At 67.9% G+C, this 23,506-nt stretch carries 22 protein-coding genes and 1 tRNA gene; 20 read left to right on the top strand and 3 right to left on the bottom strand.

Features of this window, described 5'->3' with window-relative positions:
- The first annotated feature begins 114 nt into the window (after positions 1-114).
- The 8 genes from pnuC to hisF all read left to right on the top strand — a co-directional run bounded on the left by pnuC (position 115) and on the right by hisF (position 5,839).
- Entirely contained in the window at positions 115-807 is a 693-nt protein-coding gene (gene pnuC, locus AC4D14_RS14530) for a nicotinamide riboside transporter PnuC (RefSeq protein WP_490903368.1), read from the top strand.
- On the top strand, positions 804-2,000 hold the full coding sequence (gene ribD / locus AC4D14_RS14525) for a bifunctional diaminohydroxyphosphoribosylaminopyrimidine deaminase/5-amino-6-(5-phosphoribosylamino)uracil reductase RibD (protein WP_490903367.1): 1,197 nt from the start codon (positions 804-806) through the stop codon (positions 1,998-2,000). The genes pnuC and ribD overlap by 4 nt, the downstream gene beginning before the upstream one ends.
- A gap of 3 nt (positions 2,001-2,003) precedes the next feature.
- On the top strand, positions 2,004-2,663 hold the full coding sequence (locus AC4D14_RS14520) for a riboflavin synthase (protein ID WP_490903366.1): 660 nt from the start codon (positions 2,004-2,006) through the stop codon (positions 2,661-2,663).
- Between the two features lie 5 nt (positions 2,664-2,668).
- On the top strand, positions 2,669-3,325 hold the full coding sequence (ribB, locus tag AC4D14_RS14515) for a 3,4-dihydroxy-2-butanone-4-phosphate synthase (protein WP_490903690.1): 657 nt from the start codon (positions 2,669-2,671) through the stop codon (positions 3,323-3,325).
- Positions 3,322-3,804 carry a 6,7-dimethyl-8-ribityllumazine synthase gene (gene ribH / locus AC4D14_RS14510; protein WP_490903365.1) on the top strand — a complete coding sequence of 161 codons (483 nt, stop codon included), beginning with the start codon at positions 3,322-3,324 and terminating at the stop codon, positions 3,802-3,804. The genes ribB and ribH overlap by 4 nt, the downstream gene beginning before the upstream one ends.
- A gap of 70 nt (positions 3,805-3,874) precedes the next feature.
- On the top strand, positions 3,875-4,138 hold the full coding sequence (locus AC4D14_RS14505) for a phosphoribosyl-ATP diphosphatase (protein ID WP_490903364.1): 264 nt from the start codon (positions 3,875-3,877) through the stop codon (positions 4,136-4,138).
- Positions 4,139-4,213: 75 nt separating this feature from the next.
- Positions 4,214-5,059, top strand: a complete 846-nt coding sequence (hisG, locus tag AC4D14_RS14500; RefSeq protein WP_490903363.1) for an ATP phosphoribosyltransferase — start codon at positions 4,214-4,216, stop codon at positions 5,057-5,059.
- A gap of 9 nt (positions 5,060-5,068) precedes the next feature.
- On the top strand, positions 5,069-5,839 hold the full coding sequence (gene hisF / locus AC4D14_RS14495) for an imidazole glycerol phosphate synthase subunit HisF (protein WP_490903362.1): 771 nt from the start codon (positions 5,069-5,071) through the stop codon (positions 5,837-5,839).
- A gap of 32 nt (positions 5,840-5,871) precedes the next feature.
- Here the strand turns inward: hisF and AC4D14_RS14490 are convergent, their stop codons facing one another.
- A complete protein-coding gene (locus tag AC4D14_RS14490; RefSeq protein WP_490903361.1) occupies positions 5,872-6,516 on the bottom strand; it encodes a TIGR03085 family metal-binding protein in 645 nt (214 codons plus the stop codon).
- Positions 6,517-6,594: 78 nt separating this feature from the next.
- Here AC4D14_RS14490 and hisI point away from each other — a divergent pair, with 78 nt between their 5' ends.
- The 11 genes from hisI (at position 6,595) to pyk (ending at position 21,732) form a co-directional block, all read left to right on the top strand.
- A complete protein-coding gene (hisI, locus tag AC4D14_RS14485) occupies positions 6,595-7,086 on the top strand; it encodes a phosphoribosyl-AMP cyclohydrolase (RefSeq protein ID WP_490903360.1) in 492 nt (163 codons plus the stop codon).
- Positions 7,087-7,090: 4 nt separating this feature from the next.
- On the top strand, positions 7,091-8,665 hold the full coding sequence (locus tag AC4D14_RS14480) for an anthranilate synthase component I (protein ID WP_490903359.1): 1,575 nt from the start codon (positions 7,091-7,093) through the stop codon (positions 8,663-8,665).
- Positions 8,662-9,273 carry a Trp biosynthesis-associated membrane protein gene (locus tag AC4D14_RS14475; RefSeq protein WP_490903358.1) on the top strand — a complete coding sequence of 204 codons (612 nt, stop codon included), beginning with the start codon at positions 8,662-8,664 and terminating at the stop codon, positions 9,271-9,273. The genes AC4D14_RS14480 and AC4D14_RS14475 overlap by 4 nt, the downstream gene beginning before the upstream one ends.
- A 146-nt stretch (positions 9,274-9,419) precedes the next feature.
- Entirely contained in the window at positions 9,420-9,668 is a 249-nt protein-coding gene (locus tag AC4D14_RS14470; RefSeq protein ID WP_490903689.1) for an HGxxPAAW family protein, read from the top strand.
- Positions 9,669-10,481, top strand: coding sequence for an indole-3-glycerol phosphate synthase TrpC (gene trpC, locus AC4D14_RS14465; protein ID WP_490903357.1), 813 nt, complete (start codon positions 9,669-9,671; stop codon positions 10,479-10,481).
- Positions 10,482-10,564: 83 nt separating this feature from the next.
- Entirely contained in the window at positions 10,565-11,923 is a 1,359-nt protein-coding gene (trpB, locus tag AC4D14_RS14460) for a tryptophan synthase subunit beta (protein ID WP_490903356.1), read from the top strand.
- Positions 11,920-12,723, top strand: coding sequence for a tryptophan synthase subunit alpha (gene trpA, locus AC4D14_RS14455; protein ID WP_490903355.1), 804 nt, complete (start codon positions 11,920-11,922; stop codon positions 12,721-12,723). The genes trpB and trpA overlap by 4 nt, the downstream gene beginning before the upstream one ends.
- Entirely contained in the window at positions 12,720-13,883 is a 1,164-nt protein-coding gene (gene lgt, locus AC4D14_RS14450; protein WP_490903354.1) for a prolipoprotein diacylglyceryl transferase, read from the top strand. Before trpA ends, lgt begins: the two co-directional genes overlap by 4 nt.
- A gap of 248 nt (positions 13,884-14,131) precedes the next feature.
- The gene (gene gltB / locus AC4D14_RS14445; protein WP_490903353.1) at positions 14,132-18,742 is read left to right on the top strand and encodes a glutamate synthase large subunit; all 4,611 of its coding nucleotides are present in this window, start codon (positions 14,132-14,134) and stop codon (positions 18,740-18,742) included.
- Positions 18,735-20,192: a glutamate synthase subunit beta gene (locus AC4D14_RS14440; protein WP_490903352.1), complete on the top strand. Its 1,458-nt coding sequence runs from the start codon at positions 18,735-18,737 to the stop codon at positions 20,190-20,192. The genes gltB and AC4D14_RS14440 overlap by 8 nt, the downstream gene beginning before the upstream one ends.
- Before the next feature lie 46 nt (positions 20,193-20,238).
- Positions 20,239-21,732 (top strand): pyruvate kinase, encoded by a 1,494-nt coding sequence (gene pyk, locus AC4D14_RS14435; protein WP_490903351.1) that lies wholly within the window; start codon positions 20,239-20,241, stop codon positions 21,730-21,732.
- Between the two features lie 109 nt (positions 21,733-21,841).
- On the opposite strand, the gene AC4D14_RS14430 is transcribed toward pyk, so the two are convergent.
- Positions 21,842-22,441, bottom strand: coding sequence for an ANTAR domain-containing response regulator (locus AC4D14_RS14430; protein ID WP_490903350.1), 600 nt, complete (start codon positions 22,439-22,441; stop codon positions 21,842-21,844).
- Between the two features lie 140 nt (positions 22,442-22,581).
- Here AC4D14_RS14430 and AC4D14_RS14425 point away from each other — a divergent pair.
- A tRNA-Leu gene (locus tag AC4D14_RS14425) sits at positions 22,582-22,663 on the top strand.
- Positions 22,664-23,055: 392 nt separating this feature from the next.
- Here the strand turns inward: AC4D14_RS14425 and AC4D14_RS14420 are convergent.
- On the bottom strand, positions 23,056-23,193 hold the full coding sequence (locus AC4D14_RS14420) for a DUF4192 family protein (RefSeq protein ID WP_490903349.1): 138 nt from the start codon (positions 23,191-23,193) through the stop codon (positions 23,056-23,058).
- Positions 23,194-23,506 lie beyond the last annotated feature (313 nt).

The following is a 23,506-nucleotide window of genomic DNA, read 5'->3' as shown; positions in this document are numbered from 1 at the left end:
CAGGGCACCCTTACGTGCGCATTCGCGCCGAGGGGGCCCGCGCCACGGTTTTTGCCGCGCGCGGGCAGCTCTTTTGTCGTCACCCCGCAGCCGTTGAAACGGTTAAGGAACGACATGGATTTTCTTCAGTGGCTCTTCGAGGCCCGCATTCCCGTTGGCGGCGGATCGCTGCTGCTGCGTGAGGTCATCGGCAACGTTTTCGGCCTGCTCAGCGCCCTGGGTGGCATGCGCCGCCGGGTGTGGGCGTGGCCCGTCGGGATCGTTGGAAACGTCCTCCTCCTCACGGTGTTCCTCGGCTCGGTTTTCGGCGGAGCGGGAGCCGTGAACCTCCTCGGCCAGGCCGGCCGGCAGGTCATGTTCATTGCGGTCTCAGTGTACGGATGGCGCCAGTGGCGCCGCAGCCGCCACGACGGCGGCCCCGCCATCACCCCCCGCTGGGCCTCGGGCCGGGCGCGCATCGGCCTCGTCGCAGGCATGATCCTTGGAACCGTTGCCCTCACCCCCCTCTTCCGGGTCCTCGGCTCCTACGAGCCGGTCTGGGCCGACGCCTGGACGTTCGTCGGATCCCTCCTCGCGACCTTCGGGATGGCCAAGGGATGGGTGGAGTTCTGGCTGATCTGGGTGGCCGTTGACATTGTCGGCGTGCCGCTGCTGTTCAGCGCCGGATACTACGCCAGCGCGGTCATGTACCTCATCTACGGCGGGTTCACCCTCGTCGGATTCTTCGTCTGGTACCGCGCCCGCGGCCGGCAGGACGCAGCGGAAAAGACGGCAGTGCCCGGCGTTCCCGCCCGGCAGGCACCATGAGCGTGGCCTCGGGCGGTCCGGCGACCGGGTCCAGCGCCCGGACGGCGGCTGAGGCCGCAGCCATGGGCCTCGCTCTCGAACTCGCGGGCCAAGGGGTCCGCGGCGCGAATCCTCTCGTCGGGGCGGTGGTGCTCGCACCCGACGGCACGGTGCTCGGCACGGGCCACCACCGCGGTGCCGGAACCGACCACGCGGAGGTCGCGGCTCTGGCCGATGCCCGCGAGCGCGGCAACGCCAGTGTGGAAGGTGCAACGATGGTCGTCACCCTCGAGCCATGCAACCACCAAGGACGCACCGGACCGTGCTCGGCCGCAATCCTCAACGCCGGGGTCGCCAGGGTTGTCTATGCCGCGCCCGACCAGACCAGCGAGGCCGCCGGCGGCGCCCGGTGGCTTGCCGACCACGGTGTCCAGTGCGACGGCGGGCTTTTCGAAGCGGAATCCGAGCACCTCAACGAGCGGTGGATGCGCGCCGTCGCCGAAGGCCGCCCGTTCGTGACCTTGAAGACGGCGCAGAGCCTCGACGGCAGGGTGGCAGCCGCCGACGGCACAAGCCAGTGGATCACCGGACCCGAAGCGCGGCAGGACGGCCACTCGATCCGGGTCCGGGCCGACGCCGTCCTCGCCGGCACCGGCACCGTCCTTGCCGACAATCCGCGCCTCACCGCGCGGCCGGCCGGCGACGACGGCGGATCCGATCCCCTCCAGCGCGCGAAGCAGCCACGGCGCGCCGTCATGGGCCTGCGAGCGGTCCCCGAGGACGCAGCCGTGCGCGGTCCCGGGTTCGTGCACCTGCAGACCCGCGACGTGCACGAGGCACTGGCGCAACTGGCAGCCATCGGCGTCCGGCACGTCCTCGTTGAGGGCGGGCCCCGGATCGCCGGAGCGTTCGTGAGCGCGGGGGTTGTCGACGAGCTCGTCAGCTACCTCGCTCCGGTACTCCTGGGGGAGGGAACGCCAATGCTTCCCCCCATCGGCGTCGCCACGCTGGCCCAGGCCAACCGCTGGCAGTCCGACCCCGCGGGAGGACCCGCCGTGCTCCAGCTCGGCAGCGACGTCCGCCTGCGCCTGCGGCCCTCCGGATCCGCACCGCCCGGTACCACGGGCACCGAAGGCCGAAGTGCCCGAAACAACCCGCAAAACCCCGACGCCCCCGGGTACGCAGCCCACACCCCCCAGTTCTCCCAGGAGTAGAGCATGTTCACAGGAATTGTTGCCGAACAGGGCAGCGTCGTCTCACTCGACGTCTCAGCCGACCAGGAGAGCGCCGTCCTGGTGTTCGACGCGCCGTCCACCGGCGCCGACCTCCAGCCGGGAGCATCAATAGCCGTCAACGGCGTCTGCCTGACCGCCGTGCGCCGGGACGGCGGCCGGATCGCCGTCGACGTCATGGGCGAGACCCTGCGTCGCACGACGACGGGCCAGCTGCTCCCCGGCAGCCCGGTGAACCTCGAGCGGTGCGTCACCGCCGGTGCGCGCCTCGACGGCCACGTGGTCCAGGGGCACGTCGACGGACTCGGCACGCTGCGCGAGCGCGAGGACCTCGGCGCCTGGCACCGGCTGCGCTTCGGGCTCCCCGCCGGGCTCGCCCGGTACGCGGCGGAGAAGGGCTCGATCGCCGTCGACGGCGTATCCCTCACCGTCACCGCCGTCAGCCCTCCCGAGGAGGACGAACCGTGGTTCGAGGTGGGCCTGATCCCCACGACGCTCGCCGAAACCGGCCTGGGCTCCAAGGAGCCCGGCGACGCCGTGAACCTCGAAATGGACGTCCTGGCCAAGTACACGGAGCGCCTGCTCGGGTTCGCAGCGGCCACCGGCGGGCCGGGCAGCGCCGCCGGGGCGGACGACGGCCGGTGAGCGTCATGCCCGGGGGAGCGCAGATCCGCTTCGACCCCGTCCAGGACGCCGTCGACGCGATCGCCGCAGGCAAGGCGGTGGTGGTTGTCGACAGCGCCGACCGCGAAAACGAGGGAGACATCATCTTCGCCGCGCAGGCAGCGACCCCCGCCCTCGTCGGCTGGACGGTGCGGCACACCTCCGGGGTGCTCTGCGTTCCCCTTGAGGCGGCTGATGCCGACCGGCTCCTGCTTCCGCCGATGACCGCAGTGAACGAGGACGCGAAGGGGACCGCCTACACCGTCTCCTGCGACGCGGCCACCGGTGTCAGCACCGGCATCAGCGCCGCCGACCGCGCCCGCACCGCACGCGTGCTCGCCGATCCGGGCAGCGCCCCGGGAGAGCTGACCCGGCCCGGCCACGTGTTCCCGCTGCGCGCCGCGCGGGGAGGGGTCGTCGAACGCCCCGGCCACACGGAGGCCGGCATCGACCTGTGCCGGCTCGCCGGGATGCACCCGGCCGCCGTCATCGCCGAACTCGTCCACGACGACGGCGGCATGATGCGCGTGCCCGCGCTGCGCGCCTTCGCCGACGAGCACGGCCTTCCCCTGATCACCATCGAAGACCTCATCCTCCGGCTCGCACCAGCGCAGCCGGCATCAACACGAAGGAGCACCCCATGAGCGGGACCGGAGCACCCAGCATCAACATCAGCGACGTGAACAAGGGGTCTGCCCCGCTGCGGGTGGCGGTAATCGCAGCCAGCTGGCACACGGTGGTCATGGACGGGCTGCTCGACGGCGCCCGGCGGGCGGCCGCAGAAGCCGGTGTTGAAACCACCGAGCTGAGGGTCCCCGGCAGCTTCGAACTTCCCGTCGCCGCCGCACGGCTGGCCCCGCACTTCGACGCCGTTGTCGCCCTCGGCGTCGTGATCCGCGGCGGAACCCCCCACTTCGACTATGTGTGCTCGGCTGCGACATCGGGGCTGACCGAGGTCAGCGTCCGCACCGGGGTTCCGGTCGGTTTCGGCGTGCTTACCTGCGACAACGAACAGCAGGCGCTCGACCGCTCCGGGCTGCCCGGATCAAGCGAGGACAAGGGCCATGAGGCACTCAGCGCGGCCGTTGCCACCGCCGCCGCGCTGCGGCAGTGGCAGTCCTGAGCAGAGGCATCCATCACACCGGCCGGGGCCAGTGCGGGTACTTTTGCAGCGACCCAGTAACGTTGGCATGGTGAAAACCTTTGATTCCCTCTTCGAGGAGCTCAGCGCCAAGGCTGCGGCGCGCCCCGACGGCTCGCGGACGGTCGCCGAGCTTGACTCGGGCGTGCATGGGATCGGCAAGAAGGTCGTCGAGGAGGCCGCCGAGGTGTGGATGGCCGCCGAGTACGAATCGGTTGAGGAAACCGCCGAGGAGATCTCCCAGCTGCTCTACCACCTCCAGGTGCTCATGCTCGCCAAAGGCCTTACGCTTCAGGACGTCTACAAGCATTTGTAGCCGCGCCCACGGACGACGTCCGAGCGCGGCCGGAACCCTGCCCCGATCCTGAATTCAGAGCGAAAGACTACTTTCATGCTTCGTGTAGCAGTTCCCAACAAGGGTGCCCTTTCCGAGTCAGCATCAGCGATGCTCACCGAGGCGGGCTACCGCCAACGCCGTGACCCCCGCGAACTGGTCATGGTTGACCCCGAAAACGATATTGAGTTCTTCTTCCTGCGCCCGCGCGATATCGCCGTCTACGTCGGTTCGGGCACCCTCGATGTCGGCATCACCGGCCGCGACCTCTTCCTCGACGCGCAGGTCAACGCCGAGGAACTGCTGCAGCTCGGCTTCGGCGCCTCAACCTTCCGCTTCGCCGGCCCGGTCGGGGATTTCTACGACATCGCCGAGCTCGAGGGCAAGCGGGTGGCAACGAGCTACGACGGGCTGCTGCGCCACTTCCTCGGCAAGCGCGGCATCGACGCGACGGTGGTCCGCCTTGACGGCGCCGTTGAGTCGTCGGTGCGCCTTGGCGTCGCCGACGCCATTGCCGACGTCGTCGAAACGGGAAGCACGCTGCGGGCGGCCGGAATGGAGATCTTCGGAGACCCGATCCTGCAGAGCGAGGCTGTGCTCATCGGCCGTGCCGGCGTTGAGGCCCCGGCCGGCTTGGACGTGCTGATCCGCCGGCTCCAGGGGGTGCTCGTGGCCCGCCAGTACGTGATGATGGATTACGACATCCGCAAGGAACTCGTCGATGAGGCAGCGGCGCTGACCCCGGGTCTTGAGTCGCCCACCGTGTCTCCCCTAAGGGATTCCGACTGGGTGGCAGTGCGCTCGATGGTCAAGCGGAACTCGACGAACCGCATCATGGATGAACTTTACGACCTCGGGGCGCGGGCGATCCTGGTGAGCACGATCCACGCCTGCAGAATCTAGGAGCCAGCAGTGACAGTTGCAGTGCGCGTCATTCCCTGCCTCGACGTCGACGCCGGCCGCGTCGTCAAGGGCATCAACTTCGAGGACCTCCGCGACGCAGGCGACCCCGTTGAGCTCGCCCACCGCTACGACCGCGCCGGTGCCGACGAGATCACCTTCCTCGATGTCACGGCTTCCTCAGGCAACCGGGCCACCACCTTCGACGTGGTCGGCCGCACCGCCGAGGAAGTCTTCATCCCCCTCACCGTCGGCGGCGGGGTGCGGGAGATCGCCGACGTCGATCGGCTGCTGCGCACCGGCGCCGACAAGGCCTCGGTGAACACGGCGGCCGTCGCCGCGCCGACCCTGATCGACGACATCACCCGCCACTTCGGCTCCCAGGTGCTTGTCCTCTCACTGGATGCGCGGCGGACCCGGGACGTGTCAACCCCTTCGGGATTCGAGGTGACAACCCACGGCGGACGCCAGGGCACCGGAATCGATGCAATCGAGTGGGCAAAGGAAGCCGCCGACCGCGGTGTCGGGGAAATCCTCCTTAACTCCATCGACGCCGACGGGACCAAGAAGGGGTTCGACCTCGAACTGATCCGGGCGGTGCGCGCGGCGGTCTCGGTACCCCTGATCGCCTCGGGCGGTGCGGGGGCGCCGGAACACTTCCCGCCTGCGGTGATCGCCGGGGCGGACGCCGTCCTCGCCGCGTCGATCTTCCACTTCGGGCCCGTCGAAATGATCGCCCAGGTCAAGCAGGCGATCCGGGAGGCCGGGTTCCCGGTCCGCTGACGGCTGGGGGCGGAATTCCGCGGGCGAAACGGCTAGGGCCCGACCTCGGCGCTTTCGAGGAGGGCCACCGCGTCGGGCTGGCCCTCGAAGGTCACAAGGGCGTGCGAGGTCCTGCCGTGGGCGTGCATCACGAGCTCGCCGGGGTCACCGATGATCGCCACCGAGACCGGGGCGCGCTTGGCGACATGCCGCGGCCCGTTCGGGCGGACGAGCACAATCCCCAGGTCGACTCCGCGGTAAAGGATTGCAGCCCGCTTGATCAGTTCCGCCCAGAGGGCATCGGAATAGTCGCTGTCGAGGGCGCGCGGTGCCCACCGGGTTCCGGCGCGCCGGATGTCCTCGGTGTGGACGAAGTACTCGATCAGGTTCGCGTTCCGGTCCACCGCGCTGATTTTCAAGGGCGACACCGCAGAAGGCCCGGCGGAAAACTTACGCACCAGCTCCGCGTATTCCTCGGGCGTTGCGGCCTTCTCAGCGGTGCGTCGGACCGCCCGGTCCGAGATCCGGGCCAGCGGCTTGACCAACATTCCCAGGCCCGCAGCGGGGTTGTGCTCGCGCAGGTACAGGTGTGCCGCGAGCTCCTGGGTCTGCCAGCCGTCGCAGAGCGTGGGGCAGTTCGGCCCCGCTGCTATCAGCGTTTCGGCCAAAACCTCCCGGGACAGAGTTACGTAGCGCATCACTGCTGAAACTAGCACGATCTCCGCAGCCTTGGGCGTGTGCGGACATTGGTTGGGGGCACACTAGAATTAGGGGCGATGCCTTCCCTTGAATCAGTGAGCCCCTCCGAGCCAGCGCCCACGCCCTTTCCCGGGCTCGACCCCGCCATAGCCGCCGCGCTCAAGCGCGACGACGCCGGGCTCGTCGCCGCGGTGATCCAGCAGCACGACACCCTTGAGGTGCTGATGCTCGGCTGGATGGACGACGAGGCGCTGCGCCGCACCCTCACCACCGGACGGGTCACGTTCTTCTCCCGCTCCCGGCAGGAATACTGGCGCAAGGGCGACACCTCCGGCCACACCCAATGGGTGAAGTCGGTGGCGCTCGACTGCGACGGCGACGCGCTGCTCGTGCGCGTCGACCAGATCGGGGCGGCCTGCCACACCGGCACCCGCACCTGCTTCGACGCCGGGGACGTACCCGTGGTGGTCGGCAATGCGCAGAACCTCCAGCCCGCACAGGATCTTGAGCAAGCACAGGATTTTGAGCAAGCACAGGATTTTGAGCAAGCACAGGACGAAGGGAAGTAGGTCAATGCACCAGCTCGGCGCACTCAGCCCCACCCTCGAGGAGTTCCGGGTCCTGGCACGCGACCGGCGGGTCATCCCGGTCTCCCTGAAGGTCCTGGCCGACGCCGCAACCCCGATCGCTGTCTACCGGAAGCTCGCCCAGGGCCAGCCGGGCACGTTCCTCATGGAGTCGGCAGCAGGCGGGGGAGTGTGGTCGCGGTACTCCTTCATCGGGGCGGCGTCCCGGGCCACCCTGACCACGCGCGACGGCGTGGTGCACTGGCTGGGCCAGCCGCCCGCAGGCGTCCCCGTTTCCGGCAATCCCGTCGACGCCCTGCGCGACACCGTAGCGGCGCTGCGGACCGAACGCTTCCCGGACCTGCCGCCCTTCACCTCCGGGCTCGTCGGGTTCATCGGCTGGGAAGCGGTGCGCCACTGGGAACGCCTGACCAGCCCGCCCGAAGACGACCTGCAGCTTCCCGAGCTGGCAATGTGCCTGGTGACCGACATGGCCATCCACGACAATTCCGAGGGCTCGCTCACCCTCGTGGCCAACGCGATCAACTTCGACGGATCCGACGAACGGGTTGACGAGGCCTGGCACGACGCCGTCGCCCGGATCGAGGGAATGCTGGCCAAGCTCAGCGCCCCCAGCGACCTTCCAGTCTCCGTTCTCGGCGCGGAACTCCCACCAGGGCGCGAACTCATGGCACGGGTTCGGGAGCGGTGGGACGAGACGCAGTACCTCGCGGCGATTGAGCGCGGCAAGCGGGCAATCGTCGACGGCGAGGTCTTCCAGGTGGTGATATCCCGCCGGTTCGAACTCGACACCGAAGCCTCGGCGCTCGATGTCTACCGCATCCTGCGCACCACCAACCCGAGTCCTTATATGTACCTGTTCAGCCTCGAGGACGCCGACGGCCGGCAGTATTCGATCGTCGGATCCTCACCCGAGGCCCTGGTGACGGTGACCGGGGACGAGGTCATCACCCATCCGATCGCCGGATCACGCCCCCGGGGTGCCGGCCCTGAGGAGGACAGATCCCTCGCGGAGGAGCTGCGCGCCGACGAGAAGGAAAAAGCCGAGCACCTCATGCTCGTCGACCTCGCCCGCAACGACCTCTCGAAGGTCTGCCGCCCCGGCAGCGTGGACGTGAGCCAGTTCATGGAGATCGAGCGGTTCAGCCACATCATGCACCTCGTCTCAACCGTCGTCGGGCGCCTCACGCCCGGACGCACGGCGTACGACGTACTCGCTGCCACCTTCCCCGCAGGAACGCTCTCGGGGGCGCCCAAGCCGCGTGCGCTGCGGCTGATCGATGAGCTCGAGCCCCACCGGCGCGGCATCTACGGCGGGGTGGTCGGATACCTCGACTTTGCCGGCGACATGGACCTGGCCATCGCCATCCGCTCCGCGCTGCTGCGGGACGGCAAGGCCTACGTGCAGGCAGGCGGCGGCATCGTCGCCGATTCGGTCCAGGAAGCGGAAGCGCTCGAAACGGTGAACAAGGCCGCCGCACCGCTGCGCGCTGCGCTGATCGCCTCCGGGCTCCGCCCCGCGTCGACTCCGTCAGTCCCCGCCCCGGTGGAGGCGAAGTGACCGATCCAAGGCAGCCGCGCTGGCGCCGCCGCGGCGTCGTCGTGCTCGGCATCGTCCTCGTCGCCGCCCTCGCCTTCGGCACAACCACCCAGACGTGGCTCGACGTCCGCCTGCCCCAGGACACCGTGCAGCGCCCGGACCTCGCTGTCCCCGGAAGTGACGCTGCAACTCCGGTGACAGCCCTCGCCCTCGTTGCCCTCGCCGCCGCCCTGGCCGTATCCATCGCCGGACGCACGGCCCGGTGGGTGATCGCGGCAATCCTTCTGATAGCGGGAGCGGGAATCACCCTGGCCAGCTCCGCCGTGCTCGCCGACCCCCTTGCCGCCGCGGCCCCTGCCATCGGCGAGGCAATCGGGATCAGCGGCGGCGCCGGAGCCGTCGCCACGCCGACGCTCCTGCCGTGGTTTGCCGCCCTGGCCGGGGTGCTCCTTGCGCTGGCATCGGTGTGGATGACCGTCGCGGGCACGGGCTGGGGACGCAGCCGCCGCTACGAAAATCCCGCTGCAGGGGGAGCCCCGGGAAAGCCGGCCCCCGCGCCCACCACTGCGCATGGGCAGGACATCGACAGCTGGGACCGCCTCACCCACGGCGACGACCCAACCCGCTAGGGCGGCACGGCGGATCGGTCCCATCACAGGCACATGACCGGCCGCCACTAATGGCAGAATGTAGCTAGACATCACGAAGGAGAAGCACAATGGCAGAGAACACCAGTGCAGTCACGGACAAGAACTCGTCGGCGACCCACGCCAGGATGGGCGATGAAACCATCGGCCACGGCAACAGCCCGGCGGCGTGGACCTGCGTGTTGATCATGCTCCTGGGGGCCGCGGTCTCCTCGTTCGCCTTCATCTTCGCCAGCACCGAGGGCAACCGTGACAGCGGAACCGTGCTGTTCTGGGTCGGAGTGCTCGTCATGTTTATCGGGCTGCTCGTCGGATTCATCATGCGCCGCATCGGGTACGGAGTCGGCGGTTCAAAGCTGAAGAACAACGGGCACTAGGTGAGCGTTCTCGACGACATCATCTCCGGCGTCCGCGAGGATCTTGCCCCGCGGGTCCGGAACACACCCCTTGCACAGCTGCGCGAAAGCGCTGCAGGGCGCGCGGCCGCGCTCGATGCCCTTGCCGCGCTGCGCGGTGACGGCGGCCTCGAGGTCATCGCCGAGGTGAAGCGGAGCAGCCCCTCCAAGGGCAGCCTCGCCGGGATCGCCGACCCCGCAGCCTTGGCCGCCCGCTACCAGGCCGGGGGAGCAGCTGTGGTGAGCGTGCTCACCGAGCAGCGGCGCTTCAACGGATCCCTCGACGACCTCGATGCCGTCCGCGCCCGCGTCGGCATCCCGGTGCTGCGCAAGGACTTCACGGTTGACGAGTACCAGATCTGGGAGGCGCGCGCTCATGGCGCCGATCTCGTCCTGCTCATCGTCGCCGCGCTGTCCGATGCCCAGCTCGAACACTTCCTGGGGCTCACCCACGAGCTCGGCATGAACGCCCTCGTCGAAACGCACACGGCCGAGGAAGTGGACCGTGCCGCCGCCGTCCGGGCGAAAATCATCGGCGTCAATGTACGCAACCTGAAGACCCTCGACATCGACCGCAGCGTGTTCGCCGACCTCGTCGAGCGCATCCCGACCGGTGCAGTGACAATTGCGGAGTCGGGGGTCCGCGGTGTCGAGGACGTCGAAGAGTTCGCCTCCCTTGGCGCCCACGCGGTGCTCGTCGGTGAAGCCCTCGTCCGCGGGGACCAGCCCGAACGGGCGATCACCGAGTTCACCGCGGCCGGACGCCGCGCCCGGCAGGCCCTGCGCCAAAGCTGAAAGCGCCGCCGGCCGCTGCGCCGCACCTCCGAAATGGCCGGCTGCCCGCCGGTCCGCCTGATTTCCACAGAACAGGAAAGCCAATGACCGAGACTCACCGCACTGCCGGAGACCGGACCGCTGCACCGGGCGGCGGTCTCGACAATGGAACGGCGGATGCCTTTCTCGGCGCCGGCGAAAGCCTGCGCCACGCACCGGGCCCCTACTTCGGCGAGTACGGCGGGCGCTGGATGCCCGAATCGCTCATCGCCGCCCTCGACGAGCTCGAGCAAACGTTCGAGGCCGCCAAGGCCGACCCGGAGTTCGTCGCGCAGGTCCGCGAGCTCAACGCCAACTACGCCGGCCGGCCGTCGCTGCTCACCGAGGCGCGCAGCTTCGCCGAGCACGCCGGCGGGGTCCGGGTGTTCCTCAAACGCGAGGACCTGAACCACACGGGTTCGCACAAGATCAACAACGTCCTCGGCCAGGCCCTCCTCGCCAAGCGGATGGGCAAGACCCGGCTGATCGCCGAGACCGGAGCAGGCCAGCACGGGGTGGCGAGCGCGACCGCCGCCGCCCTTCTCGGCCTCGAATGCGTCGTCTACATGGGCGCCGAAGACACCCGGCGCCAGGCACTGAACGTTGCCCGCATGCAGCTGCTCGGGGCGGAGGTCATCTCCGTCACCAACGGCTCGCAGACCCTCAAGGACGCCATCAACGACGCCCTGCGCGACTGGGTGGCCAACGTCGACACCACCCACTACCTCCTGGGCACCGCCGCCGGAGCCCACCCCTTCCCGGCCATGGTGCGCTACTTCCACGAAGTCATCGGCGAAGAAGCGCGGGAGCAGATCCTCGAACAGACCGGGCAGCTGCCCAACGCCGTGTGCGCCTGCGTGGGCGGGGGATCCAACGCCATCGGCATCTTCCACGGCTTCCTCGACGACCCGGCGGTGCGGCTCTACGGGTTCGAAGCCGGCGGCGACGGTGTCGAATCGGGACGCCACGCGGCAACCATCACCCTGGGCCGCACCGGCGTCCTCCATGGGGCACGGTCCTACCTGATGCAGGACGAAGACGGCCAGACCATGGAATCCCACTCCATCTCCGCCGGCCTTGACTACCCGGGGGTCGGCCCCGAACACGCCCACCTCGCCGATATCGGCCGGGCCTCCTACGAGCCGATCACCGACCGCGAGGCGATGGACGCGTTCAAGCTCCTCTGCCGCACCGAGGGAATCATTCCCGCGATCGAGACAGCGCACGCCCTTGCCGGTGCGATCAAGGTCGGCCAGCGGCTCGCCGCGGAGCTTTCCCCGGGCGAGAGCCTCAAGGACAAGGTCGTCATCGTCAACCTTTCCGGGCGCGGTGACAAGGACGTCGCGACTGCGGCGGAATATTTCGACCTGCTCCCCGACGAGAGCGCCGAACAGGAAATCGCAAAGGAAGGTGAGCAGTTGTGAAGACGCTTTCATCGAAGGCCGCCGCAGCGATCGAGAAGGCGCGCTCCGAAGGCCGCACGGCCCTCATCGGATACCTGCCGGCGGGCTTCCCCGACGCCGCGACAACCATCGAGGCGGGCATCGCGATGGCCCGCAACGGCGTCGACCTGATCGAGATCGGCATCCCCTACTCCGACCCGGTCATGGACGGGCGGGTCATCCAGGACGCCACCGTCCAGGCCCTCGCCGACGGCTTCACCGTTTCCCAGATCTTCGACGTCGTTGAGGCAATCACCCGCGAAACCGACGCCGCTGTCCTTGTCATGACCTACTGGAACCCGGTCATGCGCATGGGCGTGAGGGAGTTCGCCGGACGCCTCGCCGCCGCGGGCGGTGCCGGGCTCATCACCCCCGACCTCATCCCCGACGAGGCAGGCGAATGGATGGCGGCCTCCGACGAATTCGGCCTTGACCGGGTGTTCCTCGTTGCACCCTCCACCTCCCCGGAGCGCATGAGGCGAACCGTTGAGGCAAGCCGCGGCTTCGTGTACGCCGTTTCCGTCATGGGCATCACCGGGGCCCGCACCTCGGTCGGTGCCGCCGCGCGTGCCGTCGTCGACGCCGCCCACGCCGCGGGCGCGGAGCGCGCCTGCGTGGGCCTCGGCGTCTCAACAGCCGCCCAGGTCCAGGAGATCGCCGAATACGCGGACGGCGTGATCGTCGGCACCGCCCTCGTTGCCGCCCTGCGTGACGGCGGCGTGCCCGCCGTCACCGCCCTTACCAAGGAACTTCGTTCCGGAACGAGAAAGACCACCCCATGATCCCGGCAGGCCTTCCCGGCGCCACGGCCCTCGTGCCCGCGTCAATCCCCAGCCCTCCTGCGGAATGGGCGAGTTTCAGCCTCGGCCCGCTCACCGTCCACGCGTACGCGCTGTGCATCCTCCTGGGCATCATTGTCGCCCTGTGGCTGACGCAGAAGCGCTTCGAGCGCTACGGGGGCAAACCCGAGGTCGTGTGGGATGTGGCAATCTGGGCGGTGCCCTTCGGCATCATCGGCGGCAGGCTCTACCACGTGTTCTCCTCACCGGATGCCTACTTCGGGCCGGACGGAGACCTCGCCCGGATCCCGCAGATTTGGCAGGGCGGCCTAGGCATCTGGGGGGCGGTGGCGCTCGGAGCCGTTGGAGCCTGGATCGGTTGCCGCCGCGCTGGGGTGCGGCTTGCCGCCTTCGCCGACGCCGCCGCGCCAGGACTGCTCCTGGCCCAGGCGATCGGCCGCTGGGGAAACTGGTTCAACCAGGAGCTTTTCGGTGCGCCCACCGACCTGCCCTGGGGCCTTGAGATCGACGCCGCGAACGCCAATTTCCCGGCGTCGGAGGCGCCCGGCACGCTCTTCCATCCGACCTTCCTCTACGAATCGCTGTGGAACCTTGCCGGAGTGGCCCTGCTGCTCCTCCTTGACCGGCGTTTCCGCCTGCGCGGGGGCCGCATGGTCTGGCTCTACGCCGCCTACTACACGCTGGGCAGGGTCTGGATCGAGGCGCTGCGCATCGACGACGCCGAAATGATCACCCTGTTTGGGATTACGCAGCGGCTCAACGTGTGGACAAGCATCGTCGTCTTCCTGCTTTCCGTCGCGGTCCTGGTCTACCTTTCGGTGCGGCGGCGCCCAGGCGCCTCCGACAGCGTCTACCTGCCCGGTCGGGCCCCGAAGGACTCCGCCGGGGAGCAGCCCGGTGAAAAGGACGGCGAGAAGGATGGGGAGACGGCGGGGGCCAAGCCCGTATCCGGGGAGGCGGCCGTAGATAACGGATCAGCCGCGAATGTCCACGGGGCGGGCGCCTCAGTAGCCACCGAAAATGATCGTGGTAATCTTTCCGAAACACAAGGCTCCTCAGCGACCCCCGGGTCGCAGGACCCCGCACTCGCGGAGCCTCGGGACTCGGACTCCCGGACGCAGTCCCCGGGTCACCGCCCTTAAAGGACGACAAAGGACCACGCTGTGGTGGCCCGCACGGTACACCGACCGGGCCACCATTCCAGTCCGTACCGCACAGTGCCAGGACGCGGAACGCTTGACGTTCCGCTTCCACCGCCCACCACCTCACCGGGTGGTCAAGGCACAGCCGCTGCAGCTGCACAATCGGCGCCCCGAGTTCTCCGACCGGGCGCCCCCGGGGCCAAGGCCGTCCCCTCCCGACGCTCCGTTATGGGGGAAGGACTCTTCTGATGACTGCTCGTACTACCGGAACAACTCCGGAGCCAGCCGCCGGCACCGAAACCGGCGTGCAATCACCATTCCAGCGCTTTGCCGCACTTCCGCCCGCCACCGGCCTCTACAACCCGGAGAACGAGAAGGACGCGTGCGGCCTCGCCGTCATCGCGACCCTGCGCGGCGAGCCTGGCCACGACATCGTTGACGCCGCGCTGACGGCGCTGCGCAGCCTCGAACACCGCGGTGCCGTTGGCGCCGACGAGGGCACCGGGGATGGTGCCGGGCTGCTCACCCAGGTGCCCGACGAGTTCTTCAGGGCCGTCGTCGACTTCCCGCTTCCTCCCGCCGGCTCCTACGTGGTGGGCACTGCCTTCCTCCCGTCGGAGAAGAAGGAAGAGGAAACGGCGCGCGCGGGCATCGAGGCGATCGCCGAATCCGAAGGACTCAACGTCCTCGGCTGGCGGGTCGTGCCGGTCGTTGCGGACCTTGTCGGAGCCATGGCACGTGCCTGCATGCCCCACTTCGTCCAACTGTTCCTGGCCCCCGCCGGAGACGGGCCCACCGACCTCGACGCGACGGCGTTCCGGGTCCGCAAGCGCGCACAGAACAAGTACGGCGTCTACTTCCCGTCGCTTTCCTCAAAGACGATGGTGTACAAGGGAATGCTCACCACCGCGCAGCTCGAACCGTTCTACCCCGACCTCTCCGACCTCCGGTTCAAGACCCGGCTCGGCATCGTCCACTCCCGGTTCTCCACCAACACCTTCCCGTCCTGGCCCCTGGCCCAGCCGTTCCGGGCCATCGCCCACAACGGCGAAATCAACACAGTCAAGGGCAACCGGAACTGGATGCGGGCGCGCCAGTCCCAGCTCGCCAACCCGCTGCTCGGGGATTCTCCGGAGGAACTGTTCCCCATCTGCACGCCCGGAGCTTCGGACTCGGCGTCGTTCGACGAGGTCGCCGAGCTGCTGACCCTCTCGGGCCGGCCGATTACCCACTCGATCATGATGATGATCCCCGAGGCGTGGGAGAACCACACCACCATGGACCCCGCACGCCGGGCGTTCTACCAGTACCACTCGATGCTCATGGAGCCCTGGGACGGGCCCGCAGCGGTCTCCTTCACCGACGGGCGCCTCGTGGGTGCCGTCCTCGACCGCAACGGGCTGCGCCCCGCCCGGTACTGGGTCACCGAGGACGGTCTCGTCGTCCTCGCCTCCGAGGTCGGAGTCCTCAACATCGAACCCTCGAAGGTGGTCCGGAAGGGCCGGGTGTCCCCGGGCAAGATGTTCCTCGTCGACACCGAGGCCGGCCGCCTCATCGAGGACGAGGAGATCAAGGCCGAGGTCGCCGCAGCGAACCCGTGGGCGGACTGGGTGAAGGAGAACCTGATCTCCCTCGAAGACCTGCCCGACCGCGAGCACGTTGTCCACACCAAGGCGTCCATCAACCGCCGGCAGCGCACCTTCGGCTACACGCAGGAGGAACTGCGCATCCTGCTCGGGCCAATGGCGAAGGCCGGTGCCGAACCACTCGGCGCCATGGGCTCCGACACTCCGGTGGCGGTGCTGTCAAAGCGCCCCCGCCTGCTGTTCGACTACTTCGTCCAGTCCTTCGCACAGGTCACCAACCCGCCCCTCGACGCGATCCGCGAAGAGCTCGTCACCTCGATGGGCGTCTCGATCGGCCCCGACGGGAACCTCCTGTCCACCGGGCAGGTCCGTTCGCGGCAGGTCGCGCTGAAGTTCCCCGTCATCAACAACGACGAACTCGCGAAAATCGCCAACCTGGAATCCGACGAGGGCGACCGCCTTACCGTCCGGGTGCGCGGGCTCTACCGGCACGACGGCGGAGAGGCATCGCTGCGCGCCCGGCTCGCCGAAATCTGCGAGCAGGTCTCAAGCGCCCTGAACCGCGGCGTCCAGTACGTCGTGCTCTCCGACCGCGACTCGAACGCCCAGTGGGCGCCCATCCCGTCGCTGCTGCTCACCAGCGCCGTCCACCACCACCTGCTGCGCAGCGCGAACCGTACCAAGACCTCGCTCGTCGTTGAGGCGGGCGACGTCCGCGAGGTCCACCACGTCGCCGTGCTGATCGGCTACGGCGCCTCGGCGGTCAACCCGTACCTCGCCATGGAGAGCTGCGAGGAGCTCGTGCGCAATGGCGACATCGTCGGCGTGAGCTCCGAGGCCGCGGTTGCCAACCTTATCAAGGGCCTCGGCAAGGGCGTCCTGAAGATCATGTCGAAGATGGGCATCTCCACCGTGAGCTCCTACTGCGGCGCCCAGACGTTCGAGGCGCTCGGGCTCGCCCAGGACTTCGTCGACGAGTACTTCCACGGCACGCAGACCCAGCTCGGCGGCGTGGGGCTCGATGTCATCGCCGCCGAGAACGCGGCCCGGCACGCCAGCGCCTACCCCGACGACGGCATCGACGATCCGCACCGGGGCCTGGACAACGGCGGCGAGTATCAGTGGCGCCGTGAAGGACCGCCGCACCTGTTCAACCCGGAGACCGTCTTCCGGCTCCAGCACGCCACGCGGGAGCGCCGGTACGACATCTTCAAGGCCTACACGCGGGGCGTCGACGACCAGTCCAAGGAGCTCATGACCCTCCGCGGGCTGCTGAACCTGAGCGGCGGCGGCCGCCCGCCGGTACCCCTGGACGAGGTTGAGCCCGTTTCGAGCATCGTCAAGCGCTTCTCCACGGGTGCGATGAGCTACGGCTCGATCTCCAAGGAAGCCCACGAGACGCTCGCGATTGCCATGAACCGCCTCGGCGGCAAGTCCAACACCGGTGAGGGCGGCGAGGATACCGACCGGCTCCTCGACCCCGAGCGCCGCTCGGCCATCAAGCAGGTTGCCTCAGGCCGGTTCGGTGTCACCAGCCTTTACCTGACCAATGCCGACGACATCCAGATCAAGATGGCCCAGGGAGCCAAGCCCGGCGAGGGCGGGCAGCTGATGAGCCAGAAGGTCTACCCGTGGATCGCCCGCACCCGGCACTCCACGCCGGGCGTCGGCCTGATCTCCCCGCCGCCGCACCACGACATCTACTCCATCGAGGACCTCGCGCAGCTGATCTACGACCTCAAGCGGTCGAACCCCTCGGCCCGGGTGCACGTCAAGCTCGTCTCCGAGGTCGGCATCGGCACCGTTGCCGCCGGGGTCACGAAGGCCAAGGCCGACGTCGTCCTGGTGTCGGGGCACGACGGCGGCACCGGGGCGAGCCCGCTGAACTCGCTCAAGCACGCCGGAGTCCCCTGGGAGCTCGGCCTCGCCGAAACCCAGCAGACCCTGATGCTCAACGGGCTGCGCGACCGCGTCGTCGTCCAGGTCGACGGGCAGCTGAAGACCGGCCGCGACGTCGTCATCGCCGCCCTCCTCGGCGGCGAGGAGTTCGGCTTCGCCACGGCCCCGCTCGTTGTCTCGGGCTGCGTCATGATGCGCGTGTGCCACCTCGATACCTGCCCCGTCGGCGTCGCGACGCAGAACCCCGAGCTTCGCAGCCGGTTCACCGGCAAACCCGAGTTCGTCGTCAACTTCTTCGAGTTCATCGCCGAGGAGGTCCGCGAAATCCTCGCCGAGCTTGGCTTCCGCACGCTCGAGGAAGCCATCGGCCACAGTGAACTGCTCGACATGAAGCAGGCAATCAACCACTGGAAGGCCGACGGGCTCGACCTCGAACCGATCCTCCGCGGCAATGAGTTCGGCGCCGACGCCCCCCGGCGCAACCTGTACAAGCAGAACCATGACCTTGACCAGCACTTCGACAACAAGCTGATCAGCATGAGCGCCGACGCCCTCGAGCACCGGTCCCCGGTGAGGATCTCTGTGGACGTCGTCAACACCGACCGGTCCGTCGGAACGATGCTCGGCTACGAGGTGACGCGCCGTTTCGGCCTCGACACCCTCGCCACCGACACGATCGACGTGACGCTCACCGGGCAGGCCGGCCAGTCCCTCGGCGCGTTCCTGCCCGTCGGCATCACGCTGCGGCTGCTCGGGGACTCGAACGACTATGTCGGCAAGGGACTCTCGGGCGGACGCATCATCGTGCGCCCCGACCGGTCCAACGTCTTCCCTGCCGACCGCAACGTGATCGCCGGAAACGTGATCGGGTACGGCGCGACGAGCGGGGAAATGTTCCTGCGCGGCCAGGTGGGGGAGCGGTTCCTCGTCCGCAACTCCGGGGCGACCGCCGTCGCCGAAGGCATCGGCGACCACGGCTGCGAGTACATGACCGGAGGTCAGGCGCTGATCCTCGGCAGGACCGGGCGCAACTTCGGTGCCGGAATGTCCGGTGGCACGGCGTACGTCCTGGACCTCGACGAGGCCAAGGTCAACACGCAGAGCCTCAGCAGCGGCGAACTCCGGCTCCTGGAGCCCGACGCCGAAGACGTCGAGATCGTCCGCCGCCTGCTCATCCAGCACTACGAGGAGACCGAATCCGCCCTCGCCGCCACCCTGCTTGAGCGGTTCGAGGACACCGTGGAGCGCATCACGAAGGTGCTCCCGCGCGACTACGCCGCGGTCCTGGACGCGAGGGCGGCCGCCGTCGAGCAGGGACTCGACCCGGACGGCGCAGAAGTGTGGACCAAAATCTTGGAGGTAACCGGTGGCTGACCCACGCGGATTTTTGAAGGTACGCGACCGCCAGACCCAGCCGCGCCGGCCCGTTCCCGTGCGCATCATGGACTGGAAAGAGGTCTACGAGGCCCAGGAGAAGGGGGTGCTCAAGAGCCAGGCGGGCCGCTGCATGGACTGCGGCATCCCGTTCTGCCACCAGGGCTGCCCCCTGGGCAACCTCATCCCTGAGTGGAACGACCTGATCTACCGGGACAAGGGCCGTGAAGCTGTTGAACGGCTCCACGCCACCAACAACTTCCCTGAGTTCACCGGGCGCCTGTGCCCGGCGCCGTGCGAATCCTCCTGCGTGCTCGGCATCAACCAGCCCGCGGTGACCATCAAGCAGGTTGAGGTCTCCATCGCGGACCTGGCGTTCGCCGAAGGCTGGGTTGAGCCCCACCCTCCCGAGCGCCTCACCGGGCGGACCGTCGCGGTGATCGGGTCCGGCCCTGCCGGGCTGGCCGTCGCCCAGCAGCTGACCCGGGCAGGGCACACCGTCGCCGTGTACGAGCGGGACGACCGCGTCGGGGGGCTGCTGCGGTACGGCATCCCGGACTTCAAGATGGAAAAGATCCACCTCGAGCGCCGGCTTGACCAGATGCGCGCGGAGGGAACCCGGTTCCGCACCGGCGTCGAAGTCGGCAAGGACATCAGCTGGGACCAGCTGCGGCGCCGGTACGACGCCGTCGTCGTCGCCACCGGGGCGACCGTTCCTCGGGACCTGCCGATCCCCGGCCGCGAGCTCGACGGCGTGCACTTCGCCATGGACTACCTCGTCCAGGCGAACCGGGTCGTCGCGGGGGACACGGTCGAGGACCAGCTCTCCGCCGAGGGCAAGCACGTCGTCATCCTCGGCGGCGGCGACACCGGTGCCGACTGCCTTGGCACCGCCCACCGCCACAAGGCGGCGTCGGTGACAACGCTCGCCATTGGCAAGCAGCCGCCGGCCGAGCGCGCCGCGCACCAGCCCTGGCCCACGTTCCCCACGTTGTTCGAAGTCGCAAGCGCCCACGAGGAGGGCGGCGAGCGCACGTACCTCGCGTCAACCGTCGAGTTCCTTGGCGAGAACGGCAAGCTGACCGGAATCCGCGTCGCCGAGACCGAGTACGTCAACGGCCGCAGGCTGCCCAAGGCCGGAACGGAGCGGGTCATCCAGGCCGACCTGGTGCTGCTCTCCCTCGGTTTCACGGGCCCGGAACCGGCCGGCATCACCGAACAGGTCAACGCCGAGTTCGACGAACACGGCAATGTTGCGCGCGACGGGTACTACATGACGAACACGCCGGGCATCTTCGCCGCCGGCGACGCCGGACGCGGCCAGTCCCTGATCGTCTGGGCCATCGCGGAAGGGCGCGCCTGCGCCGCAGCGGTGGACCAGTGGCTCATGGGATCCACCCGGCTGCCGGCACCAGTGGCGCCCACGGACCGTTCACTCGCGGTGCTCTAGGCAACTACAGGACTTTCCACCACCAATTCACGACTAGGCTAGGTTTATGAGACGCGCGAAAATTGTTGCAACATTCGGACCGGCGATCGCCAGCTATGAGAACACTCTGGCTGTGCTTGAGGCCGGTGTCGACGTGGCCAGGATGAACATGAGCCACGGGGATTACAAGGTCCACGCCCAGACGTACGAGAATGTCCGCAAGGCGTCGGCCGAGCTGGGACGCCCCGTCGGCATCTTCGCCGACCTGCAGGGACCCAAGATCCGCCTGGGCAGGTTCGCAGACGGACCTCACGCACTGTCCCGCGGCGACGTGTTCACTATCACCACCGAGGACATCCAGGGCACCCAGGAGATCAGCTCCACCACCTTCAAGGGGCTGCCCCAGGACGTCAAGGTCGGCGACCTGCTGCTCATCGACGACGGCAAGGTCTCCCTCCGGGCAACGGCCGTCGATGACGTAAAGGTCGTCACCGAGGTCGTCGTCGGCGGCATGGTCTCCAACAACAAGGGCATCAACCTGCCCGGCGTTGCTGTGAACGTGCCCGCGCTGAGCGACAAGGACGAGGAAGACCTCCGCTGGGCCATCAAGATCGGCGTCGACATGGTGGCGCTTTCCTTCGTGCGCAACGCCTCCGACGTCGACCGGGTCCACGAGATCATGGACGAGGAAGGACGCCGCGTTCCGGTCATCGCGAAGATCGAGAAGCCCCAGGCCGTCGAGGCGCTCGAGGAAATCATCGACGCGTTCGACGCCATCATGGTTGCCCGCGGGGACCTTGGCGTTGAATTGCCCCTGCAGGACGTCCCGATCGTGCAGAAGCGCGCGGTCGAGCTGGCCCGCCGCTGGGCGAAGCCGGTCATTGTGGCAACGCAGGTGCTCGAGTCGATGATCGACAACCCCCGACCCACCCGCGCCGAAGCCTCCGACTGCGCCAACGCCGTTCTCGACGGCGCGGATGCCGTCATGCTTTCCGGCGAGACGAGCGTGGGCAAGTACCCGATCGAGACCGTGCGCACCATGGCCGACATCATCGAATCCACCGAGAAGCACGGACTGGAGCGGGTTCCTCCGCTGGGCAGCAAGCCGAAGACCCGCGGCGGAGCCATCACCCGGGCGGCCGTGGAGATCGCCGACCAGCTCGACGCCAAGTACATCTGCACCTTTACGCAGTCGGGCGACTCGGCGCGCCGGCTTTCCCGCCTGCGCCCCAAGAAGCCGCTGTTCGCCTTCACCCCCGTCCAGTCGACGCTCAATACGATGTCGCTGATCTGGGGCATCCAGCCGCTGCTTGTGGAGTTCGTTGCGCACACCGATGAGATGACGGCGCAGGTCGACCGCACGCTCTTCGATTCGGGCCTCGTCGAGGTGGACGACCTCGTGGTGATCGCAGCCGGGTCGCCTCCCGGGCAGGCCGGCTCGACGAACTCGATCAAGGTGCACCGCGTCGGTGACATCACCGACGCCGGTCAGCGCCCCGACGAGCACACGTCACCGAACAGGGAAAAGGTCGGTCCCTGGCCGGTCAAGGGCAGGAAGTAGCCCTCGGCGCACCGCTGCAGAGACTGAAATACGGAAGGACCCCGCCCGGTGGGCGGGGTCCTTCCTCGTTAAGGTCGTGCGGCGGGTTGTGTCGGTGAAGCAGGTCCGGTCAGTTTACCTGGTTGATAATCGTCTCGGCCACTTCACGCATGCTGAGCCTGCGGTCCATCGAGGTCTTTTGGATCCAGCGGAACGCCTCGGGCTCCGTCAGCCCCATTTTGGTGGTCAGCAGGCTCTTGGCACGCTCAACGAGCTTCCGGGTTGCGAACTGCTCCTTGAGATCCGACACCTCGCTTTCAAGGGCCTTGATCTCTTCGTGGCGGGACATCGCGATCTCGATCGCCGGCATCAGGTCCGCCGGAGTGAAAGGTTTCACCACATACGCCATCGCTCCGGCGTCGCGCGCGCGCTCCACAAGTTCCTTCTGGCTGAACGCGGTCAGGAGCACCACGGGGGCGATGCGCGCCTTGACGATCTGCTCGGCGGCGGAAATGCCGTCCATGACCGGCATCTTGACATCCATGAGCACGAGATCGGGTTTGTGCTGCTGCGCCAGCTCAACTGCTTTCTCCCCGTTGTCGGCCTCAGCAACCACTTCGTAGCCCTCGCCCTGAAGAATTTCGACGATGTCCAGCCTGATCAGGGTCTCATCCTCAGCGACAATGACCCGCTTGGCTGGACGGGCGGGGGATTCCTTGGATTCAGACACTACTTGCTCCTCGATCACTACTTCCTACGCCGGTCGGAGGCACCCACCGGTTCTCTAAAACAGCCTATCGGCATGTAGAGTAGTTTCGCGCACCGGCAGCATTGTGACTGCTTCATCCACACCTGCCGGGCGCGCCGAGGGCCCGAATGGCGGAATTGGCAGACGCGCTGCACTCAAAATGCAGTATCGAAAGGTGTGTGGGTTCGAGTCCCACTTCGGGCACATGTTTCCCCTAGTCAGAGGCCCTTTTGCTCTCTGACTGTGGACAGCCGGCCCAATTCTGCGGTCCAGGTGCCGGTTTCGGTGGCTGGGTAGGGGTTTCGAGGGGCTCGGTGCCTCCTTTCTTTCGCGAAGCCCGGTTCGGGCTCTCTTACTACTTCATGGGGGAGTGGTGGGGTAGGTACATGACTTTGTGAGGGTGTTGACCCGGTCATCGTCCTCGCTGAGCAACTCAGGCTAAGTCGCTGCCTGGAGTCGGCGAGTCCTGTGCGCACCTTCACCACGAGTAAATATAGGCTGCGGCGACCCCTGGTCGGTTTGCTCGCGGCCTCACCGTCGTGTGCCAAGTATTCAATGATGGTTCGTGCGTAGCTGATTTCTGTTCCGAGCTTCGGCTAGTCGACGCGCAGGGTGGCCCCGACGTGGTTGTCGACGAGGGTGATGCAAACGAGGCTTTCGTGGGGCCAAAACCCCAGGGTGTGTCCGATGAAGCTGAGTACGTCTGCAGGCGTTTCGATCGTGAACCTTTCCATGGTCCTTCTCCTTCAGCGACCGGCGGACGCCGGCCGCGCCTGTCACATTTGGGCGTCGTTCTGATAGAGGAATCGCCGCTGGGTATGAGGGGCCGGAGTGCAACTTGGGGAACCGGGAGCGATTCAAAAGTTCGCGAGGAAACAAGCGACGAAGGAGCGCCGAGTGCAACTTTTGGATGGAAACCGGCGCAGTGCGCCCTGGTTGCGCGAAGGGCCCGCCCAGCGATGATGGGTATCAGAATGACATACTGCGGAGATGCAATTGTTCGTTCATGGGTGGTTCTAAGTGGCGCGGCATGACGTCGATGAGTAT

Source organism: Arthrobacter sp. TJ-254 (assembly GCF_058269175.1).
The sequence above is the reverse complement of the archived record's forward strand: the minus strand, read 5'-3'. Positions and strand labels throughout refer to the sequence as shown.

What these genes read in the sequence shown, in the direction of transcription:
- pnuC (WP_490903368.1), top strand. Translation starts at nt 115, where the DNA reads ATGGATTTTCTTCAGTGGCTCTTCGAGGCCCGCATTCCCGTTGGCGGC.
- ribD (WP_490903367.1), top strand. Translation starts at nt 804, where the DNA reads ATGAGCGTGGCCTCGGGCGGTCCGGCGACCGGGTCCAGCGCCCGGACG.
- AC4D14_RS14520 (WP_490903366.1), top strand. Translation starts at nt 2,004, where the DNA reads ATGTTCACAGGAATTGTTGCCGAACAGGGCAGCGTCGTCTCACTCGAC.
- ribB (WP_490903690.1), top strand. Translation starts at nt 2,669, where the DNA reads ATGCCCGGGGGAGCGCAGATCCGCTTCGACCCCGTCCAGGACGCCGTC.
- ribH (WP_490903365.1), top strand. Translation starts at nt 3,322, where the DNA reads ATGAGCGGGACCGGAGCACCCAGCATCAACATCAGCGACGTGAACAAG.
- hisG (WP_490903363.1), top strand. Translation starts at nt 4,214, where the DNA reads ATGCTTCGTGTAGCAGTTCCCAACAAGGGTGCCCTTTCCGAGTCAGCA.
- AC4D14_RS14490 (WP_490903361.1), bottom strand. Translation starts at nt 6,516, where the DNA reads ATGCGCTACGTAACTCTGTCCCGGGAGGTTTTGGCCGAAACGCTGATA.
- hisI (WP_490903360.1), top strand. Translation starts at nt 6,595, where the DNA reads ATGCCTTCCCTTGAATCAGTGAGCCCCTCCGAGCCAGCGCCCACGCCC.
- AC4D14_RS14480 (WP_490903359.1), top strand. Translation starts at nt 7,091, where the DNA reads ATGCACCAGCTCGGCGCACTCAGCCCCACCCTCGAGGAGTTCCGGGTC.
- AC4D14_RS14470 (WP_490903689.1), top strand. Translation starts at nt 9,420, where the DNA reads ATGGGCGATGAAACCATCGGCCACGGCAACAGCCCGGCGGCGTGGACC.
- trpB (WP_490903356.1), top strand. Translation starts at nt 10,565, where the DNA reads ATGACCGAGACTCACCGCACTGCCGGAGACCGGACCGCTGCACCGGGC.
- lgt (WP_490903354.1), top strand. Translation starts at nt 12,720, where the DNA reads ATGATCCCGGCAGGCCTTCCCGGCGCCACGGCCCTCGTGCCCGCGTCA.
- gltB (WP_490903353.1), top strand. Translation starts at nt 14,132, where the DNA reads ATGACTGCTCGTACTACCGGAACAACTCCGGAGCCAGCCGCCGGCACC.
- pyk (WP_490903351.1), top strand. Translation starts at nt 20,239, where the DNA reads ATGAGACGCGCGAAAATTGTTGCAACATTCGGACCGGCGATCGCCAGC.
- AC4D14_RS14420 (WP_490903349.1), bottom strand. Translation starts at nt 23,193, where the DNA reads ATGGAAAGGTTCACGATCGAAACGCCTGCAGACGTACTCAGCTTCATC.